Below are 1,079 nucleotides of genomic sequence, written 5' to 3' on the forward strand. Positions count from 1 at the left end.
ACCGGCACGATCCAGAAATCCGGCGACCTGACCCTGGCCACCGGCGGCACGCTCACCAATGCCGGGCAGATCGTCAGCGGCAGCCATCTCTCGCTGCTCGCTGGCGCCTTGACGAACACCGGCACCCTGCACGCCAACGGCAATCTGGCGCTGGGCGGCAACGTGGCCAACCAGGGCACCGCCGAGGCCCTGGGCAACCTGACCGTCACCGGCGGCGACTACGACAACCGTGGCGGCACCAGCCAGGCCGGCGGCGACATCAAGGTCGATATCTCCGGCACCCTCAACAACATCGGCAGCGTGATCGGCGCCAAGGGCAACTTGCATATCGCCGCGGGCGCGGTCATCAATGACCGCACCGCGCCGGTGGATGCGGGCAGCTCCTTCACCAAGGTGGTCAACGACAGTCTGCTCAACGCGACCATCATCGGCAGCTATTCGCCGTGGTTGCCAGGGGGATCCTGCGACAGCTGCCCTGCCTATGCACCAGGCGCAATATCCAACATCACGCTGGCCGACGTCAGGCGCAATCCCGATGATTCCGTACTGCTGGTTCGCGGTGCGGAGATCATTCCCTCGAACGGGGACCAGCAGTACGGACAAGACCTGTGGCACCTGATCCCGGCCGCCCCGGGTGCGGCTAGGGTGCCGCCCTTCCTGCTGACGCCCGAAAGCACCCTCAATATTGGCGTACCCACCGTCGACCATACGGTGGTGCGCCAGGCCGACGGGACCGCCGGCCAGATCATCAGCGGCGGGAACCTCGACATCGGCACGGCCTCGCTCTCGAACAAGGGCGGCATTATTTCGGCGGGCAGGAACGTAACGCTCAACGTTGGCAGCCTGGACAACAGCCGTTCTGCAACGCTGGTCAACAGTACCGGGGATGCGGTGAACCAGGGCGAGCTCTCGGCCTTCATGGCGCAGCTCGCGGCACTCACAACGGGCAATACCGACGTCCACGGACCGGGGCCGCTGGTCTACGGCGTGCCGCCGAGCATGAGTGCCTGCGACAGCTGCTTCGCGCCGCCGCCATGGTCGCCGGTCGCGCAAGGCAAGACTGCCACTGGCGCGGCTGC

General features: G+C 66.5%; 1 pseudogene. It reads left to right on the forward strand.

The annotated features are described in order from the left end of the window. Positions 1-1,079: pseudogene (locus AC1Q7Q_RS40325) on the forward strand (hemagglutinin); the annotation flags it as partial.

This window comes from Cupriavidus sp. GW823-FHT07A04 (assembly GCF_058794615.1).